This is a genomic window from Nocardioides nematodiphilus, assembly GCF_020216525.1.
Taxonomy (GTDB): domain Bacteria; phylum Actinomycetota; class Actinomycetes; order Propionibacteriales; family Nocardioidaceae; genus Nocardioides; species Nocardioides nematodiphilus.
In genome coordinates this window covers 1-17,338 of the sequence record NZ_JAIWOY010000009.1, presented here as the reverse complement: position 1 = coordinate 17,338, position 17,338 = coordinate 1, and the positions used below count along the sequence as shown (strand labels likewise).

Below are 17,338 nucleotides of genomic sequence, written 5' to 3'. Positions count from 1 at the left end.
CGAAGAAGTCAGTCCTGGACCGCTCCGCGTGGGAAGCGTCCCGTGGCCCGCTCGGCGATCGCGATCGCCTCGAGTCGGTCGGGGGCGGCGTGGGCGACCAGGACGAGTGAGCCGCCGCAGCTGAGCGGCTCGCAGAAGGAGGCGGTTCCCGGTGGGGAAGCCGGGTCCGTCTCCGAGATGAGGCGGTCGCCGCGGGAGAGGGAAGCTCCTGCGGCGGCCGCCCACAGCTCCTCCTGGGTGGTCTCCACGCCTCCCCACGAGGTGGCCGGGTCATCGGCGGTCGGCGGGTCGTACGGCCCCCAGCCGTCGGGCTGGCCCCAGACCTCGAGGCCGACGTCGTGCACCCCGGCCGGAAGTGGTGCGCTGAACCGCACGCCCAGCGGCAGCAGCGAGCAGGCGAGGGTCGGGCGCTCATCGGCCTCCGGGGCCCAGCGGGCCAGGGAGTCGGGCCCGCAGATCACGGCGTCGGGCGAGCCGGCGTCGGTGACCACCAGGCCGGCGTTCCACGCGGCCCCCAGGAAGACCAGCGAGAGCCAGTGCGGCGGCAGGTCGATCCGCAGCGAGTCGCCGCGTTCCAGGTCGTGCTCGTCGACCAGGAGCGAGGAGGCCTTGGCGACCCAGTTGGCGTACGTCGTCACCGAGAGCTCGACCCGCTCGCCGGTGATCTCGTCGTAGTAGGTCACCAGCGGACGCCCGGGGTTGGAGCGCAGCTGACGGGCGAGGATGGCGGCGAAGGTGGTCACAGGGGGACATCCTGCCTGGTCGGTGTCGTGGCTCGCCGTGTACGCCGCATCTGCCTCCCGCGCTCACGGCCTGCGCCCGAGCTCGTACCTCGCTCGCGCAGCCGCTCGCTTGGTCGCCGTGATGCTGCGCATCGGGCTCCCGCGCTCACGGCCTGCGCCCGAGCTCGTACCTCGCTCGCGCAGCCGCTCGCTTGGTCGCCGTGATGCTGCGCATCGGGCTCCCGCGCTCACGGCCTGCGCCCGAGCTCGTACCTCGCTCGCGCAGCCGCTCGCTTGGTCGCCGTGATGCTGCGCATCGGGCTCCCGCGCTCACGGCCTGCGCCCGAGCTCGTACCTCGCTCGCGCAGCCGCTCGCTTGGTCGCCGTGATGCTGCGCATCGGGCTCCCGCGCTCACGGCCTGCGCCCGAGCTCGTACCTCGCTCGCGCAGCCGCTCGCTTGGTCGCCTAGGCTGCCGCCCATGGTCGGACGCCTTGCCATCGAGAACTTCTGGGCCGTCATCCCCGCCGGGGGAGCGGGCACCCGGCTGTGGCCGCTGTCGCGCCAGGACGCACCGAAGTTCCTGCGGGACCTGACCGGCAGCGGACGCTCGCTGCTCCAGGAGACGTACGACCGGCTGCACGTGCTGGCCGAGGACCGCTTCCTGGTCGTCACCGGCGCCGTCCATCAGGAGGCCGTCCTGGAGCAGCTGCCGCAGCTCGACGGCTGTGTGCTCGCCGAGCCGACCCCGCGCGACTCGATGGCCGCGATCGGCCTGGCCGCCGCCGTCCTCGAGCTGCGCGACCCGGACGCGATCATGGGGTCCTTCGCCGCCGACCACGTGATCACCCGTGCGAAGCGGTTCACCGAGGCCGTCCGGACCGCGGTCGAGGTCGCCCGCGAGGGTTGGCTGGTCACCCTCGGCATCACCCCGACCTTCCCCAGCTCCGCCTACGGCTACATCCATGGCGCCGGCCAGCTCGAGGGGCACGACGGAGTCTGTGTGGTCGATCAGTTCGTGGAGAAGCCCTCGGAGAAGGTGGCGCAGGGCTACCTCGACGACGGCGGCTACCGCTGGAACGCCGGCATGTTCGTCGCCAAGCCGGGAGTGCTGTTGGACCTGCTCGCGGAGTCCGACCCGGGCTTCGCGGCGGCGCTGCGGGAGATCGCCGCGCTCGACCTGGGGTCGGAGTCGGGCGCGGCCAGGATGCACGAGATCTGGTCGCGGCTGCCCAAGATCGCGGTCGACCACGCGGTCGCCGAGCCGGCCGCGTCGGCGGGCAAGGTTGCGATGGTGCCGGCGCACTTCGGCTGGGACGACGTGGGCGACTTCGACTCGCTCGCGCAGCTGCTCGACGCCGCGATGACGGTGGACTCCGAGGGGCCGACGGTGCTGGGGGACAGCGCGCTGGTGCGCTCGATCGACTCCTCGGGTCTGGTGGTCCCGGCCAGCGGGCGCACGATCGCGGTGATCGGCCTGGAGGACGTCGTCGTGGTCGACACCCCGGACGCCGTCCTGGTGACCAGCCGGGCCCGCGCCCAGCAGGTCAAGCAGATGGTCGCGGGGCTCAAGGCCTCGCAGCGCGACGACCTGACCTGACCTGACCTTGCATAGTTCGAACAATTGTTCGAACATGGTGGGGTGATCCTGCACGCCGACCTCGACTCGTTCTACGCGTCGGTCGAGCAGCGCGACGACGCGTCGCTGCGCGGCCGTCCGGTGGCGGTCGGTGGCGGGATCGTGCTGGCCGCGAGCTACGAGGCGAAGGCGTACGGCGTGCGCACGCCGGTGGCCGGCTCCGAGGCCCGTCGGCTCTGCCCGGGGCTGATCACGGTCCCGCCGCGCTTCGAGGCGTACGTCGAGGCCAGCCGGCGCGTCTTCGAGATCTTCCGGGACACGACGCCGCTGGTGGAGGGCGTCTCGATCGACGAGGCGTTCCTCGACGTCGGCGGCCTGCGCCGTCTCGTGGGAGAGCCGGTCGCGATCGCGGAGATCCTGCGTCGGCGGGTGCGTGCGGAGGTGGGCCTGCCGATCTCAGTCGGCGTCGCTCGGACCAAGTACCTCGCCAAGGTCGCCAGCGCGGTGAGCAAGCCGGACGGCCTGCTGCTGGTCGAGCCTGAGCGCGAGGAGGAGTTCCTCCACCCCCTGCCCGTCGAGCGGCTGTGGGGCGTCGGTGCGGTCACCGCGGGCAAGCTGCGCGCCGACGGGATCCGCACGGTCGGGGACCTGGCCCGGCGCGAGCAGGAGGTCCTCTCCGGGCTGGTCGGCAAGGCTTCCGGGCACCACCTGTGGGCGCTGGCCAACCTCCGCGACCCGCGCCCGGTCGTCGTCGGCAAGCGCCGCGGGAGTGTGGGCGCGCAGCGCGCCCTCGGCCGCCGGCCCACGACGCCCGCCGACCTCGACGCCCACCTGGTCGCGCTGATCGACCGGGTCGCCCGGCGTCTGCGCGCCGGCGAGCGGATCGGGCGTACGGTCACGCTCCGGCTCCGCTTCGACGACTACACACGCGCCACCCGCTCCGCCACGCTCGGCACCCTGGCCGACGGGGCGAGCCAGGCGACCGGCGCCACCGATGTCTGGGTCGCGACCGCCCGCACGCTGCTGCGCGCCGCGCTCCCGCTGATCGAGCAGAAGGGCTGCACCCTGATCGGCGTCTCGATCTCGGGGCTGGCCGAGGCCGGCACCGAGCAGCTCGAGCTGCCGCTGGAGTGGACCGGCGTCGAGGGCCGGATCCGGCGCACCAGCATCCTCGACGGCGCGCTCGATGCCGTGAAAGACAAGTACGGCACGGGTGCTGTCACCCGTGCCGTACTCGTTGGTCGTGACTCAGGCTTCGAGGCACCGCTGCTTCCCGAGGCCTGAGCGGCTCACATGGCGCCCGGCTCCGGGCTGTCGGTGTAGGGGTACTTCTCCATGAAGGTCTTCAGGCCGGCGCCGGAGACGTCGGAGCAGTACTCGAACGCCCCGACCTGCTTGGTCGTGTCGGTAACGCCCGTGCCGCCCTGCGACCAGTGCGTGAAGGCGATGTGCTCGCCCTTCGGGAACTCCTTGCCGACCGCCTTCGCGTCGGAGGCCTGCCACGGCGCGGCGATGAACTTGTAGCGGAAGTTGGTGTCGCCCGGGAACTTCTTGCCGAGCGCGCGGATCTCGTCGAGCTGGCTGCCGGAGATCGTGTCGTCGTACCAGAGGATCGTGTAGCCGTGCTCGAGGTTGTGCACCAGTGCCTCGAGCGGCGGGCGGTCGTCGCTGGTGTAGAACTTGCGGCTCATCGCGGCGGGCGCGACGCCGGCCTCGTTCCAGTGCGGACCGAACGCCGGCGGAGCCGTCGTGTACTTCACCGTCTGACCGGTCGGCACGTGGTTCTGGTTGCCGTCGGCCTTGAGCGTGGTCGGCGCCTGGCAGACCGACGCCGGCTTGCCGATGTCGGCCAGCGACTTCGCGTCGTACTTGCGGTCGTCCCACCAGCCCTTGACCGGCTGGTAGGCCGCGAGGCCGACGATGAGCAGAGCGACGAACGCGCAGACGCCGACGATCGCGAAGCCCCGGGTGCGGTCGGCGCCGCGCTGCTTCTTGCGGATCTCGTCGATGACCGCGCGACGGTCGGTCTTGGACTGCTTGGCCACGTGAACCCTCGGAGCTCGGACGGTTAAGGTCGCGCAGAGTCTACGGAGTGCCCGGTCGGAGTCGTGCTTCGGCACCGTCACCCGCGTCACACGGGTCCAGCTCCAGCCGCCAGCCGTACGCGAAGGCGAGTGCGCCGAGTCGTGCTGCGGTCGCGGGGTCGATGGCGGTGATGCTCAGCCCGTCCGTCTCGACGACGGTCTCGAGTCCGCTCACCCGGATGACCGCCTCGGCCATCTCCTCGGCCGAGGCCGGCGCCCCGAAGGGCGCGCGGTCCGACTCGTCGCCGCTCAGGGCGCGGAACACCGCCTCGCGAGCGCCGAAGCCGAAGAAGTCGCCACCCTCGGCGCGGATGAGGGCCACCGCGCCGGTGCCGTCCTCCTGGCCGGGCAGGACGAGGTCGGCCCGACCGCGTACGACGGCGAACGGGCGCGCGCCGAGCTTGCCGGTGGCGAGCTCGGCCAGCCCGGCCAGCTCGTCGGCGACGGCGGGGGCGGTGACCAGCAGCGGGTTGCCGTGCGCGTCGGTACGGCCGGTGTAGTCCTCGGCGACCAGCACGCCGGCGGCCCCGATCGCGATGTCGGTCTGCCCCTCGCGCCAGGCGCGCCCGGCGGTGTCGGTGACGATCACGCCGACGGCGACGCCGGCCTCCGCGGCGAGGCGTGCCCGCAGGGCGCGAGCCGAGGCGTCCGGGTCCTCCGGCAGCAGGACGACCTTGCCGGCCTCGACGTTCGAGGCGTCGATGCCGGCGGCGGCCATCGTCAGGCCCAGCCGGTTGCGCACGATCGCGGTCGCGCCGCGGCGCGCCACCACCCGTACGGTCTCGCCGGCCAGCTCGGCCTCACGCGTCGAGACGCGGACGCGCCCCTCGGCCTTGGCGACGACCTTGCTGGTCACGACGACGATGTCGCCCTCCGTCAGCGCGAAGGATCGCGGGAGCGCGCCCAGCAGGTGCGCGGCGAGATCGTCGCCCTCGCGGATCTCGCCCACCCCGTCCGGCGCCCAGACCTGGAGCGACGGGCTCATGCGATCAGGCTGATCGCGGCCGCCGCCATCGCGGCGGTCTCGGCAGGGGAGGACATCCACAAGGGCGCGGAGGCCGCCTTCAGCCCGGCCGCCTCGAGGCGGGCGAGATCGGCTGCATCGGTGGTGTCGACCAGCCAGCCGTCGAGCACGCCGCCGGCGCTGCGGGCGCCGTAGTGCAGGCCGACGCCGGCCGCGCTCACCTCGGCCCCGACGGAGGTCAGCATCTGCTCGGCCATGCCGCGGACGTGCGCGCCGCCGATGATGGGGGAGAGGCCGACGACCGGGGCCTTCGTTGCGCGCAGCACCTCGCGCACCCCGGTGACGCCCAGGATCGTGCCGACCGAGACGATCGGGTTCGACGGCGGCACGATCACCAGATCGGCGCCGGTGATGGCCTCGACCACCCCCGGCCCGGGAGCGGCCTCGGGCAGGCCGATGAAGACGAGCTGCTCGGCGGGCACCGAGGCGTGGAGCCGCACCCAGTACTCCTGGAAGTGGATGACCTGGCGCCCCGACGGCGAGGACGGGTCGGCGATGGCCACATGGGTCTCGACCCGGTCGTCGGTCATCGGCAGCAGCCGGACGCGGTCGCCGTACGTCGGCGTCAGCCAGCGCGCGCACAGCGCGTCGGTCACCTGGGAGAGCGGGTAGCCGGCCTCGAGCATCTGGGTGCGGACGAGGTGCGTGGCGATGTCGCGGTCGCCGAGGCCGAACCACGTGTTGGGGACGCCGTACGCCTCGAGCTCGTCCTTGGCGCTCCAGGTCTCCTCGGTGCGACCCCAGCCGCGCTGGTGGTCCAGACCACCGCCGAGGGTGTACATGACCGTGTCGAGGTCGGGGCACACCTTCAGGCCGTGGATCCAGAGGTCGTCGGCGGTGTTCGCGATCACCCTCACGACAGCGTCCGGAGAGACTCCTGGGAGCGTGCCGGAGTCGATGCCGTGGAGGAGGCCCTCGATGAACTTCGCGCCGCCGTGCCCGCCGGAGAGCACCGTGATCTGCTGCATGCCGCCCAGCCTCTCAGACCGGCTGATGTGACTGGTGTGACGGGTGGTGCTATAGCAGAGTTCGGGCTTGACTTCGGGTTTCGACAGGCATGTAATTTCACTCGTGTCATACATCTGGACGAAGCTTCCTCAGACGTCCAGTCGACACGCCGAATGTGAGCGAAGCAGCACCCATGCGGGTCGCCTCGAAGGGGCCTCGCTGACGCACTGAACGAAACCAACAAGGTCACTGCTTGAAGTCGGGAAGGACTGAGAATCGATGAGGGAACTTCTTCTCCTCGAGCCGACGACCGACGACGGGGGCTGGCAGGAGCGCGCGCTGTGCGCTCAGACCGACCCGGAGGCGTTCTTCCCTGAAAAGGGTGGATCGACCCGGGAGGCCAAGAAGGTCTGCCAGACCTGCGACGTGCGGGACGACTGCCTGGAGTCGGCGCTCATGAACGACGAGCGCTTCGGCATCTGGGGCGGACTCTCCGAAAGGGAGCGCCGCAAGCTCAAGAAGCGCGCGGTCTGACCCAGCCCCAGGGCTGGCGCGGATCGATGCCGAGAGCGACATGAGTAGCAGGACCCCGGCCTCGGCCGGGGTCCGCTGCATTTCCTGCGTGATCGGGTGTGCGGGTCACGCCGTCTAGCACCCTCCGGGTGCTGCCTCCCTCGCTCGCGACCAGCGCTCGACCTCGTCCCTCGCTCGCGCTGTCGCTCGCTCGGTCGTCTAAGGTTGCCGATCGTGCGTCCCTCGGTAGCCCTGCTCGTCGTCAGCCATGACGGAGCCAGTTGGCTGCCCACCGTCATCTCGGGCATCGGCGCCCAGACCGTCGCCCCCGACCAGGTCGTCGCCATCGACACCGGCAGCAAGGACGGGTCGTCCGAGCTGCTCGAGCAGGCCTTCGGTGCGGCGCTGCGCGTGCCCGGCACGACCACCTACCCCGAGGCGGTCGCGCTCGGTCTGGAGCGTGTCGCCGAGTCGGCGCCCGAGTGGGTCTGGCTGCTGCACGACGACTCCACCCCTGCTCCCGACGCGCTCGAGCAGCTGCTCGCCGCGGCCGAGCAGCACCCTGAGGCCAGCATCCTCGGCCCCAAGCTGCGCGAGTGGCCCTCGCTGCGCCGCCTGCTCGAGCTCGGCGTCACGATCTCCGGCACCGGTCGGCGCGAGACCGGCCTTGAGCGTGGCGAGTACGACCAGGGCCAGCACGACGCCGTCCGTACGGTGCTCGCGGTCAACACCGCCGGCATGCTGGTGCGCCGCAGCGTCCTGCTCGAGCTGGGCGGCTTCGACCCGCAGCTCCCGATCTTCGGCAACGACATCGACCTCGGCTGGCGAGCAGCCTCGGCCGGCCACCGCACCGTGATCGTCCCGCAGGCCGTCGTCTTCCACGCCGAGGCCGCGCACCGCGGCATCCGGCAGACCCCGCTGACGGGCAAGCACACCCACTACGAGGAGCGCCGCGCCGCGCTCTACACGCTGCTGGCCAACAGCCGCCCGTGGGCGCTGCCGCTCCAGATGGTCCGGCTCTTCTTCGGCACCCTGCTGCGGATGCTGGGCTTCCTGGTCGTCCGCGAGGTCGGCTCGGCTCTCGACGAGCTCGCCGCCCTTCTGTCCGTCTACCGCCGGCCCGGCACCGTGCACGCCGCCCGGCGAGCCCGGCGCGAGCGCGCCACCGCCGCGCCGGCGGAGGTACGCCAGCTGCTCGCGCCGCCGTGGCTGCCGTACCGGCACGGGCTCGACTTCATCGGTGACGTCGTCAGCGCGCTCACCACCCAGGCCTCCGATGTGGCCGAGCGTCGCCGGGTGGCGGCCGCCGAGGCCGACCCCGCCTCGTTCGCCGCCCGCGAGCTGGCCGCCCGTGAGGCCGTCCGCGCCGCGGAGGAGGACGAGGTCCCGGTCGAGAACGGCTGGCTGGTCCGCTTCTTCACCAACCCCGTGTCCCTGGTGCTGACGGTGGTGGTCGTCCTCGGTCTGATCGGCAGCCGCACCGCCTGGCACGCGGTCGCCGGCGGCGGCCTGTCGCCGGCCCCGTCGGGTGTCGGCGTCTGGTGGGACCTGCAGTACCAGTCGTGGCACCCGCTCGGCCTCGGCACCGCGGTGCCGGCTCCGCCGTACCTGCTCCCGCTCGCCCTGCTCGGCACGCTGCTCGGCGGCAGTGCCTCGCTGACGATCAGCGTGGTCCTCATCGTCTCGTTCCCGCTCGCACTGTGGGGCGCCTGGCGGCTGCTGCGCGTGGTCGGCCGCCTCATCAGCCACCGCGGCGCGCCCCGTTGGCTGATCCTGTGGGGCGCGACCACGTACGCGCTGCTCCCGATCGTCAGCGGCGCCTGGGGCGACGGACGTCTCGGAGCCGTGGTCGCGACCGCCCTGCTGCCGTGGCTGGCGCATGCGGCCCTCGGCTTCGCCGAGCCTGAGGTCGACCGGCGCTGGCGCGCGGCCTGGCGTACGGGCCTGCTCCTCACCCTGATCACCTGCTTCACCCCGTCTGCGTGGCTGGTAGCACTCGTGCTCGGCGTCCTCGTCGCGATCGCCGCTGTTCGGATCGCGCCCGGCGCGATCCGGCGCCGCACCGTCTGGAGCCCTCCGGCCGCCGCCCTCGGGACCGCCCCGGTCCTGCTGCTGCCGTGGTGGCTGCCGGCACTCATCCATGGTGCCGGCGCGGGGCTGCTGCTCGACGCGGGCCGCCTGCCGAGCCCGCAGCTCACCGGTTCGCGGCTGCTGATCGGGCGTCTGTCCGAGCTGGGCGCGCCGTGGTGGGTCGGCCTGATCGTTCCGGTGCTGGCCGTGCTGGCCCTGATCCCGGCGCGCACCCGCATCCCGGTCCTGCTCTGCTGGATCGCCATGCTGGCCACCGCGATCGTCGCGATGGTGCTCGGTCTGCTCACGCTCCACCTGGCCCACGGCACCACCCCGGCCGGGCTGCTCTTCGCCCTGGTCTGCCTCAAGGGCGGCGCAATCATCGCTGCGGTCCTCGGCGCCCAGGGCGCTCTCGCGGACGGCCTCCACGCCTGGCGTCGTGGCGTCGCCGGCGCCGTGGCCGTCGTCGCGACGATCGCTCCGCTCACCGGGCTCGCCTGGTTCGTCGGGCACGCCAACGAGTCGCTGAGCTCCACCTGGCACGACGGTGTCCCGCTCTACATGGTCGAGAACGCCCAACGTGCCCCCGAGCACGGCGTCCTCGTCATCCGGGGAAGCACGTCGGCGGGCCTGCGCTACTACGTCATGCGCGGCGACGGCACCACCATCGGCGACGACGAGATCATGACGCTGACACCCGAGGACACCGCCTTCACCGCTCTGGTGCAGCAGTTCGTCTCCCAGCCCACCGACGACGTCGTCCAGCACCTGGCCGACGCGGGCGTCCAGTACGTCGTGCTGCCGCCCCGGGTCGACGCCGGTGTCGCCGCGGCGATCGACGCCAGCGGTGCCGTCACCCAGGCGAGCGCCGCCAACCGCGCCACCCGCGCGTGGCAGCTCGACGCCGAGCCGCACGGGGACATGAGCGGGCACCGGTCGTGGCTGCGGATCGCGCTGCTGCTCGTCCAGGCCGGCGGCATCGTGTTGGTCGTCGTGCTCTGCCTGCCCACCCTCGAGCGGAGGCGCCGACGATGAGCGAGACCCCTCGTACCAACCGCGCGAACCGCGCCTCCCGTCGCCCGCTGGACATCACCTTCGTGCTCGCGGTCGCGGTGCCGTTGCTGGTCGCGCTGGCGCTCTTCCTGACCAACCCCGGCTTCGGCTCGGCCTACTTCCATCAGCCGACGACGCCCCCGCTGGACCGCTCCGTGGTGGTCTGCCCGGGCTCCGTCGGGGACGGCGACCAGGTGACAGTCGGGGCGACCGGCGCCGGCGAGGCCTCCGTCGCGGACCGCTCGGTGGACCTGCCGACCCACGGCGCGGCCCTCGCGGACTCCGACAGCGACCCGGTCGTGATCACCGCGACCGGTGCCGCGGCACCGGGCCTGGTGGCCACCCGTTCCTCGACCTCGCCGGTGGCGGCGTCCGCCTGCATCACCCCGCGCGCCGACCAGTGGTTCACCGGCGTCGGCGCCGGCCCGACCCACAACTCCTACGTCGTGCTGGTCAACCCGAACCCCGGCCCCGCGGTCGCGGACCTGACCGTCCTGGGCGACACCGGGCCGATCGACGTGCCGGCGCTGCGCGGCATCGCCGTCCCCGGACACGACAGCCAGATCATCGACCTGGGCGCGGTGATGCCGACCCAGAGCGCGCTGGCCCTGCACGCGGTCGTCGAGCGCGGACAGGTCGCGGTCTCCGTCCGCGACCGCGCGGCACACCTGGTCGGCAACGCCCAGGACGAGGACTGGCTGCCCGCCCAGGGTGCCCCGGCGCGCGACGCGCTGCTGCTGGGCCTGGCCGCCGGTGACGGCTCGCGCCTGCTGACCGTGGCGAACCCCACCGATCGGGAGATCACCGCGAGCGTGCGACTGGTCTCGGCCAACTCGGTCTTCACCCCGGACGATGCGCCGACCCTCGACATCGGCCCGCAGTCGGTCTCGCGCGTCGACCTCGCCCACGTGCTCGGCTCGGCGAAGGCGGACGGCGTCGTAGGCGTCGAGGTCAGCGCCTCCGGCACGGTGACCGCGTCCCTGCGCTCGCTGGTCGGCGGCGACGTCTCCCTGCTCGCCCCCTCCTCCAGCAGCAGCGCGGCGACGACCGTCGTGGTTCCCCGCGGCGAGAAGGATCTCGTCGTCGGCGGAGCCGGCGCCGTCGGCGCGCTCACGGTCGTGGCGCGGGACGCCTCCGGCAAGGAGCTCGCCTCGAAGCGCGTCGCGCTCAGCCCGCAGCAGGGCCTGACGGTGCCGCTGCCGAGCGGCGCGGTGCGGGTCGACGTTACCCCGGAGCGGACGTCATTCCGCGGCTCTGTCCTCGTGCACGGTGCCCACGGCCTCGCGGTCGTCCCACTGCGCGCGCCGCGGCTGACCAGCCGGGTGCCGTTCGTGAAGCCCGGCCTGCCCCGCTAGCCGCCGCTGGTCAGTCCTCGTATCGGGGGTCGACCATCTCGGGGTCGATCCCCAGCAGCTCGGCGACCTGCTCCACGATCACGGTGAGCAGCATCGCCTCCAGCTCGGTGCGGTTCTCGCAGCGGTGCTCGATCGGGCGGCGGAAGACCACCAGTCGGGTCGGCGTCGTGCCACTGCCGCGGATCAGAGATGAGAGCGGGACGGTGTCGTCGCTCCAGTCGTCGGGGATCTGCGGGGTGTCCTCGACCGCGTACTCCACGAGGCCGAGTCGCTCCTGCCACCGCTCGTCGATCTCGGTGACGATGCTCAGCACCAGGTCGTCGAAGCGCTCCCGGCGGGTCCGGAGCTCGGGGCGGCCCGGGATCCGCGGAAGCACGGCCGGTCCGCGCATGCCACGTCCTCGACGATCCCGTGTGCGACTCACAACCGAGGAGCCTAGTAGGCGAGCCTCATCGTCGTGTCGCCACCGCGAAGGTACGGTGTGCCCGTGACCCCGGCCCGTCGTTGCTCGCGTACTGCCTGCACTCGTCCTGCGACGTGCACGCTCACGTACGTCTACGCCGACCAGACAGCTGTCCTCGGGCCGCTGTCGACGTTCGCCGAGCCGCACGCGTACGACCTGTGTGAGGAGCACGCCGAGCGCCTCTCCGCGCCGCGCGGCTGGGAGGTCGTCCGGCTGATCCGTGAGCACGTGCCCGCGGGCCCCTCCGACGACGACCTGCTCGCCCTGGCCAACGCCGTCCGCGAGGCCGGTCGCCCGATCGCCTCGGTCACGGCGGGCTCGCCCCGCTCGGTCGCCCAGGCCGTCGCCGAGCCGGGTGCGCGCGAGGCTCGCGAGGCCGGCGCCCGTGAGACCGGCCGCCGTGGTCACCTCAGGGTCCTGACCACCGACTGAACGCCCACCGCGCGCGACGTCGCTCCGCTACGGTGACGACGTCTGTGAGGGAGGGCGTCGCAATGAAGCAGCACATGTCCGGTCGTGGTCGCGGGAGAGTGGCGCACCGACTCGCCGCGGGTGTGGCTGTCAGCGCGTTCGCCAGCACGGGCGTGGCCGTGGTGGCGGGCCCGGCCCACGCGACCGCACCGACCACGACCGCCAGTAGCGTCAGCTTCTCCGCCGACACGGGCACCTCGGCTTCGGACTTCGTCACCCGTACGGCCGCGCAGACGATCAGCGGCACACTGTCGGCGAACCTGCTGAGTGGTGAGTCCGTGTGGGTCTCCCTCGACAACGGCGGATCGTGGACGCAGGCCGCGGCCGCGGTGGGGACCTCGGCCTGGTCCCTCGCCGGAGCGACCTTGGCGGGCAGCAACGTCTTGAAGGTCAGGGTCGAGAACGTCGACGGTCCCGGCGCGGCGTCGTCCCAGGCCTATGTCTACGACAGCACCCCGCCGGCGGCCTCCATCACCACCGATCACGCGACGCTGCGTGCCGGCGAGACGGCAACGGTCACCTTCACGTTCAGCGAGGATCCGGGACTCACGTTCAGCGCCGCCGACGTGACGGTGAGCGGCGGAACGCTGGGGTCGATCTCCGGCTCCGGCGCGATCCGCACGGCGACGTTCACCCCCACGGCCGGCTCCCAGGGGACGGCCGGCCTCGAGGTGGGGGCAGGCAGCTACGCCGACGTCGCAGGCAATGCCGGCACCGTCGCCGCCCTGTCGCAGGCGTACGACACCAGCGCGCCGTCCGTCACCTCCGTAGGGGTCCCGGCCGACGGGACCTACCACCCGGGGGAGGCTCTCGACCTCTCGGTGAGCTTCTCCGAGCCCGTCACCGTCGACACCTCCGGCGGTGACCCGTCCATCGCGCTGACCATCGGCAGCGGCACCGCCTACGCCACCTACCTCGCGGGCTCCGGTACCGGCACCGTGACCTTCCGCCACACGATCACGCCGGGGGAGGTCGACGCCGACGGCATCACGGTCGGCGCACTCTCGGCCAACGGCAGCACCCTGCGTGACGCGGCGGGCAACGACGCGGCCCTCACGTTGAACAGCGTCGGATCCACCGCGGCCGTGCTGGTGGCCGCCCGCATGCCGCAGATCACCGCGTTCGACTCGACGCCGCCCGTTCCGGCGTACGTCGGAGCCCAGTACACGCTGGTCGCCCACGACGGCGGCTCGGGGAACCCGGTCACGTACTCCTCGACCACCGCGGCTGTCTGCACGGTCTCCGGAGCCCAGGTCACCTTCCTGGCTCCCGGCACGTGCTCCGTGCGCGCCGATCAGGCGGCGAGCGCCGACTACCTGGCCGGGTCGGCGACCCAGGCGTTCACGGTCGTCGCGGCGCCGGTGGTCGTGCCTCCCGCGCCCGTCGACCCGGCGGTCACCTCGAGCGTGACGGCGCCGACGCCGGCCGCCAACGGCTGGTACCGCGGCCCGGTGCGGATCACCTTCGCGTGCACGGCGGGCAGCGCACCACTCAGCGACGCCTGCCCGGCACCGGTGACCCTCGGCGACGGGATGGACCAGTACGTCACGCGCACGGTGCTGGGCACCGACGGTGGAGCCACCACCGTGACGTACGGGCCGTTCAGCATCGACACGACCGCTCCGTCGACCTGGCTCGTCGGCGTCCCCACCGCCACGGCACTGCTGACCGGCGAGCCGAACGTGTCCTGCGCCGCGACCGACGCCACCTCGGGGCTGGCGGACTGCCAGGTCCGGGCCACGTCGGGTCGAGGATCGGTGACGTACGTGGCCACCGCACACGACCGCGCCGGCAACGCCGCCGTGGTGCGCCAGGTGGTCCGGCTGCCCCGCCAGGCGTACGCCATCGCGGGAGCCGCCACCTCCCAGGACGGCACGCTCACCCTCAGCCGCGGACGGACGTACACCGTCGTCGTCCTCGGCGCGAAGCGCCCTCGGTTCGTCGGCGCCCATGCTCCGGCCCATCGCTTCCACCACGCCGGAGCAGTCGGGGGCGTCCGCCGATGGGCCGTCAGGGTGTCGATCGACCGGCACGCCCGGCGCGGCTCGGCGTGGGAGCTCAGGGTCCGCACGGGTCGGCACACCCTGGTGATCCGCACCCGGATTCGCTGACCACTAGGCTGGGCGCCATGGCTGAGCCCGTGATCAATCCAGCGAACGTGATGTCGACCTTCAAGGCCTACGACGTGCGCGGGACGGTTCCCGAGCAGATCGACGAGGACCTCGCCCACGCGACCGGCCGGGCCTTCGCCAAGGTCGTCGGCGCACCCAGGATCGTGGTCGCACACGACATGCGGCCGAGCTCCCCGGGACTCGCCGCGGCATTTGCCGAGGGCGCCTCCGAGCTCGGCACCGACGTCGTGATCATCGGCCTCTCCTCGACCGACCAGATGTACTTCGCCTCGGGCCACCTGGGCCTCCCGGGCGCGATGTTCACCGCGAGCCACAACCCGGCGCAGTACAACGGCATCAAGATGTGTCGTGCGAACGCCGTGCCGATCGGGTTGGAGAGCGGCCTGGCCGAGATCCGCGACCTGGTCATCTCCGGCGTGCCGATCCCGCCCACCACCGTCCCCGGCGCGATCGAGCAGAGCGACGTCCTCGAGGCGTACGCCGCGCATCTGCTCTCACTGGCCCCGATCACCGGTCGTCGGCTCAAGATCGTCGCGGACGCCGGCAACGGCATGGCCGGCCACACCGCGCCGGCCGTCTTCAAGCGCGTCGGCACGGACCAGATCGACCTGATCCCGATGTACTTCGAGCTCGACGGCACCTTCCCGAACCACGACGCCAACCCGCTCGACGAGGAGACCCTCACCGACCTCAAGGCGCGTGTCCTGTCCGAGGGCGCCGACGCCGGTCTCGCCTTCGACGGCGACGCGGACCGCTGCTTCCTGGTCGACGAGCTCGGCCAGGCGGTCAGCCCCTCGGCGATCACCGCCCTGATCGCGGAGCGTGCCCTCGCCAAGGACCCGGGCGCCCACGTGATCCACAATCTGATCACCTCGCGTGCCGTCCCGGAGATCATCCGCGAGAACGGCGGCACCCCGGTCCGCACTCGCGTCGGCCACTCCTACATCAAGGCCACGATGGCCGAGACCGACGCCGTCTTCGGTGGCGAGCACAGTGGCCACTTCTACTTCCGCGACTTCTGGCGCGCCGACTCCGGCATGCTCGCGGCCCTGCACGTGCTGGCCGCTCTGGCTGAGACCGACCGGCCGCTCTCGGAGCTGATGCGCGCCTACGGGCGCTACCCGAGCAGCGGGGAGATCAACTCCACCGTCGCCGACCAGGGCGCGGCGATCGCCGCGATCAAGGCAGCGTACGAGGGCGCCGACGGCGTCGAGCTGGACGACCTCGACGGCCTGACCGTGAGCCACGAGGACTGGACCTTCAACGTCCGCGCCTCGAACACCGAGCCGCTGCTGCGGCTCAACGCCGAGGGCAGGGACCAGTCGACCATGGAGCACGCCCGAGACGGCGCGCTCGCCATCATCCGGAAGGACAGCTGATGACCGACAACACGACCCTGGGGCTCGACCCGACCCTGCTGGAGATCATCGTCTGCCCGCAGTGCCATGGCGCGCTGGAGCCGCGTGCGGCCTCGGTCTTCGCCGGCGAGCAGGGCGTCGACGGTGAGCTCGCCTGCCAGGGGGAGTGCGGCCTGGTCTACCCCGTCCGCGATGCCATCCCGGTGCTGCTGATCGACGAGGCCAAGAAGTAACCGACTCGGACCAGGGGGAGCGGCGATGAGCTATTTCGACGAGACGCGACTCGACGACGAGCAGGCACTGAACCTCGCCGACATCCGGCTGCGCGGCCTCGCCGAGTCCGGATCACGCGTACGCCGTGAGGTCGGTGCCACCGCGGAGGCCGTCGCCGAGGCGGTCGCGCGACGCGAGGGCGCCGGTCGCCCCCGCGCAGTGGTCGCAGCAGGCCCTGACTCGCGGCTGCTCCGCGCCGTGCTCGAGCCGACCTGCCCGGTGCCCTTCGTGGCGTGGCCCGCACCGGGACTGCCCGGCTGGGTGGGCTCCCTCGACCTGGTCGTCGTGCTCGCCCCGAGCGGTGGCGACCCCGGAGCGGCCGCGGCCGTCGCCGAGGCAGGCCGTCGCGGCGCGCAGGTGGTGGTCGCAGCGCCCCGTGCCTCCCTGGTGGGGGAGCACGCCGCAGGCAGAGACGTCTCCCTGCTCCCTGCCGAGACCACGGATCCGCTCGCGCTCGCCGTCGTGATGCTGTCCTTCCTCGACCAGGTCCAGCTCGGTCCCGCCACCAGTGCCGAGTCGGTCGCCGTGGCGCTCGACGAGGTCGCCGTGGCGTGCTCGCCACACCGTGACCTCGCGACCAATCCCGCCAAGTCCCTGGCGATCGCGCTCGCCGACGCCACCCCCGTGGTGTGGGGAGGCTCCGCCCTGGCCGCGCGCGCGGCGCGCCGGGTCGCGGAGGAGCTGCGCCGTGCCACCGGTCGCTCGGCCATCGCCGGCGACGTGGAGCACCTGCTGCCCGTCATCGAGGCGACCCGCCCCCGCGACGTCTTCGCCGACCCCTTCGAGAGCGCCGGCGAGGCGCGGCCCGGCGTCGTCGTGCTCGACGACCTCTCGGAGGCCGCCGAGCAGGGACACTCACTGGTGGGGGACCAACGTCGTCACCTGGTCGAGACCGCCGACGCGAAGGGCGTCCGCGTCGAGATCGTCACGGCGGAGGGGGAGGGCGAGATGGCCCGGTACGCGTCCCTCCTCCTGCAGGGCCGGTACGCCGCCGAGTACCTGCGCGTCGGCCTCGTCGCCGACTGACCGCCCCGATTTGGCGCTCCCGCTCCCGGGCCGTACTGTTCTCCGAGTCGCCACGAGCGGGGCAGGGATCCGGAAGGGTCCCGGTCCTGCGGATGGCACTTTATCGAAAAGCTCGATCGGGTCCGCCGAATTGGTGGAAACGAGGGGCTGGGATAAAGTTCAGACATAAGCCCCGCAGGGGAGAGCAGCAAGTAGCGGCTCGAGCCACGGTGCGCGTGTGATTCTTGAGAACTCAACAGTGTGTCAAATAGTCGACGAATTAATTTTG

Annotated in this window: 15 protein-coding genes; 10 read left to right on the top strand and 5 right to left on the bottom strand. The window is 72.4% G+C overall.

The annotated features are described in order from the left end of the window. Window positions 1-8: 8 nt before the first annotated feature. Window positions 9-743 (bottom strand): TIGR03089 family protein, encoded by a 735-nt coding sequence (locus KSO98_RS14360; protein ID WP_225286338.1) that lies wholly within the window; start codon window positions 741-743, stop codon window positions 9-11. Between the two features lie 459 nt (window positions 744-1,202). Here KSO98_RS14360 and KSO98_RS14355 point away from each other — a divergent pair, with 459 nt between their 5' ends. Continuing rightward, window positions 1,203-2,321, top strand: coding sequence for a mannose-1-phosphate guanylyltransferase (locus KSO98_RS14355; protein WP_225286337.1), 1,119 nt, complete (start codon window positions 1,203-1,205; stop codon window positions 2,319-2,321). A gap of 42 nt (window positions 2,322-2,363) precedes the next feature. After that, window positions 2,364-3,584: a DNA polymerase IV gene (gene dinB / locus KSO98_RS14350; RefSeq protein ID WP_225286336.1), complete on the top strand. Its 1,221-nt coding sequence runs from the start codon at window positions 2,364-2,366 to the stop codon at window positions 3,582-3,584. A 5-nt stretch (window positions 3,585-3,589) separates the two neighbouring features. Here dinB and KSO98_RS14345 read toward each other — a convergent pair whose 3' ends face one another. The 3 genes from KSO98_RS14345 to cofD are packed head-to-tail and all read right to left on the bottom strand — an operon-like array spanning window position 3,590 to window position 6,376. Then, window positions 3,590-4,345, bottom strand: a complete 756-nt coding sequence (locus tag KSO98_RS14345) for a DUF3105 domain-containing protein (RefSeq protein ID WP_225286334.1) — start codon at window positions 4,343-4,345, stop codon at window positions 3,590-3,592. A 40-nt stretch (window positions 4,346-4,385) separates the two neighbouring features. After that, a complete protein-coding gene (locus KSO98_RS14340; protein WP_225286333.1) occupies window positions 4,386-5,369 on the bottom strand; it encodes a coenzyme F420-0:L-glutamate ligase in 984 nt (327 codons plus the stop codon). Then, entirely contained in the window at window positions 5,366-6,376 is a 1,011-nt protein-coding gene (gene cofD / locus KSO98_RS14335) for a 2-phospho-L-lactate transferase (protein WP_225286332.1), read from the bottom strand. Before cofD ends, KSO98_RS14340 begins: the two co-directional genes overlap by 4 nt. 259 nt (window positions 6,377-6,635) lie before the next feature. Between cofD and KSO98_RS14330 the strand changes: the two genes are divergently transcribed. The 3 genes from KSO98_RS14330 (at window position 6,636) to KSO98_RS14320 (ending at window position 11,347) form a co-directional block, all read left to right on the top strand. Beyond that, a complete protein-coding gene (locus KSO98_RS14330) occupies window positions 6,636-6,890 on the top strand; it encodes a WhiB family transcriptional regulator (RefSeq protein ID WP_225286331.1) in 255 nt (84 codons plus the stop codon). A 213-nt stretch (window positions 6,891-7,103) separates the two neighbouring features. Further along, window positions 7,104-9,974, top strand: a complete 2,871-nt coding sequence (locus tag KSO98_RS14325; RefSeq protein WP_225286330.1) for a glycosyltransferase family 2 protein — start codon at window positions 7,104-7,106, stop codon at window positions 9,972-9,974. After that, the gene (locus tag KSO98_RS14320; protein WP_225286329.1) at window positions 9,971-11,347 is read left to right on the top strand and encodes a DUF5719 family protein; all 1,377 of its coding nucleotides are present in this window, start codon (window positions 9,971-9,973) and stop codon (window positions 11,345-11,347) included. The genes KSO98_RS14325 and KSO98_RS14320 overlap by 4 nt, the downstream gene beginning before the upstream one ends. Window positions 11,348-11,357: 10 nt before the next feature. Here KSO98_RS14320 and KSO98_RS14315 read toward each other — a convergent pair whose 3' ends face one another. Next, window positions 11,358-11,738 carry a metallopeptidase family protein gene (locus KSO98_RS14315; RefSeq protein ID WP_225286328.1) on the bottom strand — a complete coding sequence of 127 codons (381 nt, stop codon included), beginning with the start codon at window positions 11,736-11,738 and terminating at the stop codon, window positions 11,358-11,360. 96 nt (window positions 11,739-11,834) lie between these two features. Here KSO98_RS14315 and KSO98_RS14310 point away from each other — a divergent pair, with 96 nt between their 5' ends. From KSO98_RS14310 to KSO98_RS14290, 5 genes are all read left to right on the top strand, one after another. Continuing rightward, window positions 11,835-12,242 carry a DUF3499 domain-containing protein gene (locus tag KSO98_RS14310; protein ID WP_225286327.1) on the top strand — a complete coding sequence of 136 codons (408 nt, stop codon included), beginning with the start codon at window positions 11,835-11,837 and terminating at the stop codon, window positions 12,240-12,242. Window positions 12,243-12,304: 62 nt separating this feature from the next. Further along, complete coding sequence (locus KSO98_RS14305; RefSeq protein WP_225286326.1) at window positions 12,305-14,392, top strand: Ig-like domain-containing protein; 2,088 nt, start codon at window positions 12,305-12,307, stop codon at window positions 14,390-14,392. A gap of 17 nt (window positions 14,393-14,409) precedes the next feature. Then, on the top strand, window positions 14,410-15,792 hold the full coding sequence (locus KSO98_RS14300; protein WP_225286325.1) for a phosphomannomutase/phosphoglucomutase: 1,383 nt from the start codon (window positions 14,410-14,412) through the stop codon (window positions 15,790-15,792). Next, window positions 15,792-16,004, top strand: coding sequence for a Trm112 family protein (locus KSO98_RS14295; RefSeq protein WP_263642815.1), 213 nt, complete (start codon window positions 15,792-15,794; stop codon window positions 16,002-16,004). The genes KSO98_RS14300 and KSO98_RS14295 overlap by 1 nt, the downstream gene beginning before the upstream one ends. 25 nt (window positions 16,005-16,029) lie before the next feature. Further along, window positions 16,030-17,070, top strand: a complete 1,041-nt coding sequence (locus KSO98_RS14290; protein ID WP_225286323.1) for an SIS domain-containing protein — start codon at window positions 16,030-16,032, stop codon at window positions 17,068-17,070. The last annotated feature ends 268 nt before the right edge of the window (window positions 17,071-17,338 follow it).

Bases quoted from the DNA above. Each gene is read 5' to 3' on its own strand.
- KSO98_RS14355 (WP_225286337.1), top strand. From the start codon at position 1,203: ATGGTCGGACGCCTTGCCATCGAGAACTTCTGGGCCGTCATCCCCGCC.
- KSO98_RS14340 (WP_225286333.1), bottom strand. From the start codon at position 5,369: ATGAGCCCGTCGCTCCAGGTCTGGGCGCCGGACGGGGTGGGCGAGATC.
- cofD (WP_225286332.1), bottom strand. From the start codon at position 6,376: ATGCAGCAGATCACGGTGCTCTCCGGCGGGCACGGCGGCGCGAAGTTC.
- KSO98_RS14330 (WP_225286331.1), top strand. From the start codon at position 6,636: ATGAGGGAACTTCTTCTCCTCGAGCCGACGACCGACGACGGGGGCTGG.
- KSO98_RS14320 (WP_225286329.1), top strand. From the start codon at position 9,971: ATGAGCGAGACCCCTCGTACCAACCGCGCGAACCGCGCCTCCCGTCGC.
- KSO98_RS14315 (WP_225286328.1), bottom strand. From the start codon at position 11,738: ATGCGCGGACCGGCCGTGCTTCCGCGGATCCCGGGCCGCCCCGAGCTC.
- KSO98_RS14305 (WP_225286326.1), top strand. From the start codon at position 12,305: ATGAAGCAGCACATGTCCGGTCGTGGTCGCGGGAGAGTGGCGCACCGA.
- KSO98_RS14300 (WP_225286325.1), top strand. From the start codon at position 14,410: ATGGCTGAGCCCGTGATCAATCCAGCGAACGTGATGTCGACCTTCAAG.
- KSO98_RS14295 (WP_263642815.1), top strand. From the start codon at position 15,792: ATGACCGACAACACGACCCTGGGGCTCGACCCGACCCTGCTGGAGATC.
- KSO98_RS14290 (WP_225286323.1), top strand. From the start codon at position 16,030: ATGAGCTATTTCGACGAGACGCGACTCGACGACGAGCAGGCACTGAAC.